Below are 5,274 nucleotides of genomic sequence, written 5' to 3'. Positions count from 1 at the left end.
CGGCGGCGGACGTCTACAGCTGATGTTCGGACGTAACCGATTATTTAAAGAAGCTAAACAGATAATTACTCACTCTTAATCTCTCCAGGAATCGCGATCGATGGAATTATCCTCTCTGACTGCCGTTTCGCCAGTAGACGGCCGCTACGCCGACAAAGTCAGCCCGCTGCGCGCTATTTTTAGCGAATTCGGTTTGCTGAAATTTCGCGTACAGGTGGAAGTACGCTGGCTGCAAAAGCTGGCCTCCTGTGACGCGATCAAAGAGATACCACCCTTTGACGGCGACGCAAATGATTACCTTAATGCGATTGTCGTCAATTTCAGTATAGAAGACGCCGAGCGTATCAAAACCATTGAACGCACCACCAATCATGACGTGAAAGCGGTTGAATATTTTCTGAAGGAAAAGGTAGCTGCGCGACCGGCGCTGCTGGCGGTAAGCGAATTCATCCATTTCGCCTGTACTTCCGAAGATATTAATAATCTATCCCACGCTCTGATGCTGGCCACCACTCGCGAGACTATCCTGTTGCCCGCCTGGTGCCAAATCATAGACGGCATCTGCGCGCTTACCGAACGATATCGCGATATTCCCCTGCTTTCGCGCACCCATGGCCAGCCAGCGACCCCCTCGACGCTTGGCAAGGAGATGGCGAATATCGCCTATCGTATGATGCGCCAGTATCGCCAGCTCGAGCAGGTAGAGATTCTAGGAAAGATTAACGGCGCGGTCGGCAATTACAACGCCCATATGGTTGCCTATCCCGAGGTGGATTGGCATCGTTTCAGCGAGGAGTTCGTCACCGGGCTCGGTATCGGTTGGAACCCCTATACCACCCAAATCGAGCCGCATGATTATATTGCCGAAGTATTTAACTGCATCACGCGGTTTAATACTATCTTGATTGATTTCGATCGTGACGTCTGGGGCTATATCGCTCTTAATCATTTCAAACAGCGTACTGTTGCCGGCGAAATAGGCTCATCAACCATGCCGCACAAAGTGAACCCCATCGACTTCGAGAATTCGGAAGGGAATTTAGGGCTGGCGAATGCGGTCATGAACCACTTAGCGGCGAAATTGCCGGTCTCGTGCTGGCAGCGAGATTTGACTGACTCCACTGTACTGCGCAATTTAGGTGTCGGTATTGGTTATGCGCTTATCGCTTACCAGTCTACGCTTAAAGGAATTAGTAAACTGGAGGTCAATAAGGCCCATTTATTAGCAGAGCTCGATCATAATTGGGAAGTCCTGGCTGAACCTATACAAACGGTGATGCGCCGCTACGGGATTAAAAAACCTTACGAGAAGCTGAAAGAACTCACCTGCGGTAAGCGCGTCGGCTCTGAAGGCATGAAAGCCTTTATCGATAGTTTACCACTGCCAAATGCAGAAAAAGCACGACTAAAAACTCTGACGCCGGCTAACTATATCGGCCGCGCAGCGGCGATGGTTGACGAATTGAAATAGGTGATAAAAAGGGAACCTGCGTCCGACCCTGGGTTCCCTCTCTGTTTATGCGGAGTTTAGTCACTCTCTGGGATACTTTTACCCGTGAGATATTCCTTTATACAGCCGGAAGGATATCCGCTAAACAAGACGGATTGCGCCACCGGATCCGTTAAGGGTGATTTTATTTAGGAGCTGCGATTAGGAGCTGCGATGCGAGTTCTGGTAATAGAAGATAATTCTCTTCTTCGTCATCATATAATGGTGCAGGTGCGTGAAATAGGGCACCAGGTGGATGCCGCCGCGGGCGCCAGGGAGGCAGACTATTTTCTAAATGAGCACCTGCCCGATATTGCCATTGTTGATCTAGGCCTGCCGGATGAGGACAGTCTCAGCCTCATTATCCACTGGTGCAGCCATAATGTGAAAATCCCCTTGCTGGTACTCTACCTCCCCCGCGAAAGCTGGCAGGACAAAGTTACTGTGCTATAAGCTGGCGCAGACGACTATGTCACCAAGCCATTTTTTTGGAAGAGGTCGTGGTGCGCATGCAGGCACTGATGCGCCGCAACAGTGGTCTGGCGTCGCAGGTCATCGATCTGCCATCCTTCCTGATTGATCTTTCGCGCCGTGAGCTCATGATTAACGAGGTTAATATCAGGCTCACCGCGTTTGAATACACTATAATTGAGACATTGATACGCACAACGCAGACAAAGTCGTTAGCAAAGATTCGTTGATGCTGTAACTTTATCCCGATGCTGAATTGCGCGAGAGTCACACCATAGACGTGTTAATGGGTCGTCTGCGGAAAAAGATGCAGGCCAATTGCCTGCATAAAGTGATCACCACAGTTCGCGGTCAGGACTACCGTTTTAATATTAACTAGGCTCTATGACCATTTTTCCATTTCGCCACAAAAAAACCGTTTTCCCTGCGCGCTAGATTTTTGCTGGCTGCCATCCTGCGTGGTTTTGGTGCTCACTCTCTGTGCTACGGCATGGTAGCCGTCATTGGCTATAGCGCCAGCTTTGATAAAACGTCATTCCACCCGCTGCAGGGCGAAAGCAATCTCTTTTTCAGTCTGGCACAATGGAAGGACAATAAGCTGTCGATAGCCGTGCCGACGAATATAGATATTAACTTCTCCGCGCTGGTGCTAATTTATGATAAAAATGGCTATATACTCTGGCGCTAACATTACGTGCCGGCGCTGGAGTCTCGTCTTCGGCAGGCCTGGTTGACCAAAACTGGCTATTTCGAGCTTGGTACCAATATGCGCACCAGTAGCTGCGTTGGTGAGTGACAACCCAGCGCCTAGGTTAGGATAAAAGAATTCGACAGCAGCGACGATTATGCCCTGGCCTATTCCGTGGCGGTCAACCGTTATCCGGCAACTGGCCGCCTGCCGCCGCTGACCATTGTAGTCGTCGATACCATCCCCATGAGCTACAACGCACCGATCTAGTTTGGGAATGGTTTAGCTATGTTCTATACTAGCCAATCTGCTGCTGGTGGTGCCGTTGCTGTAGCTGGCCGGCGCACTGGAACCTGCGCCCTATCAAAGATATGGTCAGGAAGGTGCGTGAACTGGAAATCGGCGAATGCGAACGACTGGATGAGAACCCGCCGCGAGAACTGGATATCCTGGTGCGCAATCTGGACATTCTACTGAATAACGAACGCCAGTGCTACCAGAAATACCGCTCCACCCTACCTACCTGATTTGATCCAAAGTCTGAAAACGCAGTTGGCGGTGCTTACAAACCACGCTGCGTTCCCTGCGCACCGATTCGCGACAACAATATCGAAATGGCGGAACCGATTATGCTGGAGTAAATCAGCCGTATTTCCCAGCAGATCGGCTATTACCTGCACTGCGCCCACCATCCACTCTGTCTATCAACGTAAGGGGTTTCCATGTCGCTGGATATTTCGCCGGAGTTGACGTTTATTGGCGAGAAAAACGACTTTATGGAAGTAATGGGCAATATTCTGGACAACGCTTGCAAATATTGCCTGGAATTTGTCGAGATTAGCCGCCTGCGAAAGGAAAAGCGCTCTACATGTTATTATTGAAGATGACGGTCCGGGCATCCCGGAGTCCAAGCGCACCCTTATTTTCCAGCGCGGTCAGCGCGCCGATACGCTACGTCCTGACCAATTGTGTCAGATCAGTTTTATGTTTGACGAGAGCAAAACCGACGGCTCAGCCGCGCTGGGCGACGAAGCTGTCGGTAAATTCGCGGGTCCACTCGGGTCCACTGCAGCACACAGAGGTTAGCCGAGCCATAGTATTTTCCTCAAACTGGCTTTCTACCTGGCGCGGCGTCAGATTCAGTAGTTCAGCTAGCGCCAGATAATCGGGATTCGGCGCAATCTCCGGCTTGCAACATCTGACGCTGGCGGGGTGTTATAAAACACCTACACCAGCACGGAGTTATCGGAAAATCCTTCAGGAGTGGCGATATCTTCCATCCGATGCTCCTTCCATAACCCATCTTCGACCCGGAAGGTGCGAATGTCCGACTCCGCGGAAATACCCCGCCCCCGTTAGCACTAAAACAAAAGGTTTTTTATTTTGGTCACCGCTAGTGAATCCCGGTGAAAAACACAGGCGCGCAGGCATTGCTTGCCGTAATCTTTTACTTTTGCGAAACTGGATCGACTGGCGGTGAATGAATACGTATGCGCACTGTTCTTTATTCATTCAGCTTCACTGACGACCGCTCAATACCCGAGCCGGATCGATGCAGCTTGCGCGCCGCGCTGGATACCAACTCGCCAGCAGACTGAGCAACATCGCCGTAGCTAGCACGCTGGTGACATCCGCCCAGTGTAACTCAGACGGCAGAAAATCTATAAAGTAAATATCTCCGGACAATAGCTGGTGGCCAAGAAAACGCTCCAGTCCCTTCACAAGCATAGTCAGGCTAAGCGCCATCAAAACGCCAACCACCGCACCGATTACACTACCAATCAAACCCCCTAGCAGGCCATACCAAATAAAAATAGCACGTGTCAGCCCATTTTTGGCCCCGAGGGTGCGTAAAATAGCGATATCGGCGCTTTTATCCTTAACTGCCATCACCAGAGTAGAAACGATATTGAAACAGGCGATGCCTATTACTAACGCCATCGCCAGGTACATAATGGCACGGATCATTTGAATATCGCGATACATATAGCCGTAGGTGCCAATCCAGCTACGAATTTTGACATGAGCATTGGTCACCTCCCCCGTGTCGCGCACCAGTTTATTGGCGTTGAAAACATCGCTGACCTTAATGGCAATTCCTCCTACGTCTTCACCGCGCTGCAAATAATTCTGGGCGTCCGCCAGCGGTACTATGGCAAAACTGTGATCCAGCTGACTATTCAGCGCCAAAATCCCACTAACCTGCAAACGAATACGTTTTGGCTGTAGCAGTTTCATCTGTGAATCTCTGTTGGGAATCATTACTGTCAGCCAATCTCCAGACTTGACTTTCAGCGTATCGGCCACCCCTTTACCGACGATAATTTGCTGATGACTAGCCTGAAAACGCGACCAGGCATCACCCTTTACGTAACGCGGCAGCGCGTTCATCTGTATTTCCAACGACGGGTTGACGCCTTTTATCTGGATGGCCTGTAACTTGTCGTCACGCTCCACCAGGCCAGTAAAATTCAGATAGGGCGCAGCAGCAAGGATGCCTGGCACCTGTTCAATACGTTTTAACACCGCCGGCCAGTCGGCAAAAGGCGGATTCACCGGTTCTATCTCTCCATGAGGCACCACCGCCAAGATACGGTTGTTCAACTCACACTCGAACCCGTTCATG

Annotated in this window: 5 protein-coding genes and 3 pseudogenes; 6 read left to right on the top strand and 2 right to left on the bottom strand. The window is 50.6% G+C overall.

Features of this window, described 5'->3' with window-relative positions; translation table 11 throughout:
- From BG74_RS16110 to BG74_RS20290, 6 genes and pseudogenes are all read left to right on the top strand, one after another.
- Nucleotides 1-79, top strand: a pseudogene (locus BG74_RS16110) (high frequency lysogenization protein HflD); the annotation flags it as partial.
- A gap of 21 nt (nt 80-100) precedes the next feature.
- Nucleotides 101-1,471 carry an adenylosuccinate lyase gene (gene purB / locus BG74_RS02590; protein WP_066596381.1) on the top strand — a complete coding sequence of 457 codons (1,371 nt, stop codon included), beginning with the start codon at nt 101-103 and terminating at the stop codon, nt 1,469-1,471.
- Between the two features lie 192 nt (nt 1,472-1,663).
- Nucleotides 1,664-2,339, top strand: a pseudogene (gene phoP, locus BG74_RS02585) (two-component system response regulator PhoP).
- Between the two features lie 60 nt (nt 2,340-2,399).
- Nucleotides 2,400-2,918, top strand: a pseudogene (locus BG74_RS20300) (hypothetical protein).
- A 101-nt stretch (nt 2,919-3,019) separates the two neighbouring features.
- A complete protein-coding gene (locus BG74_RS20295) occupies nt 3,020-3,175 on the top strand; it encodes a hypothetical protein (protein WP_439895643.1) in 156 nt (51 codons plus the stop codon).
- A gap of 195 nt (nt 3,176-3,370) precedes the next feature.
- Complete coding sequence (locus tag BG74_RS20290; protein WP_439895642.1) at nt 3,371-3,529, top strand: hypothetical protein; 159 nt, start codon at nt 3,371-3,373, stop codon at nt 3,527-3,529.
- 345 nt (nt 3,530-3,874) lie between these two features.
- Here the strand turns inward: BG74_RS20290 and BG74_RS16105 are convergent, their stop codons facing one another.
- Nucleotides 3,875-3,973 (bottom strand): hypothetical protein, encoded by a 99-nt coding sequence (locus tag BG74_RS16105; protein ID WP_244267205.1) that lies wholly within the window; start codon nt 3,971-3,973, stop codon nt 3,875-3,877.
- A 193-nt stretch (nt 3,974-4,166) separates the two neighbouring features.
- The coding region (gene lolE, locus BG74_RS02575; protein WP_244267185.1) for a lipoprotein-releasing ABC transporter permease subunit LolE at nt 4,167-5,274 on the bottom strand (1,108 nt) is incomplete at its 5' end.

Source organism: Sodalis-like endosymbiont of Proechinophthirus fluctus, assembly GCF_001602625.1.
Classification (GTDB): Bacteria; Pseudomonadota; Gammaproteobacteria; order Enterobacterales; family Enterobacteriaceae.
Note: the sequence above shows the minus strand (reverse complement) of the source record. Positions and strands in the feature narration are given on the sequence as shown.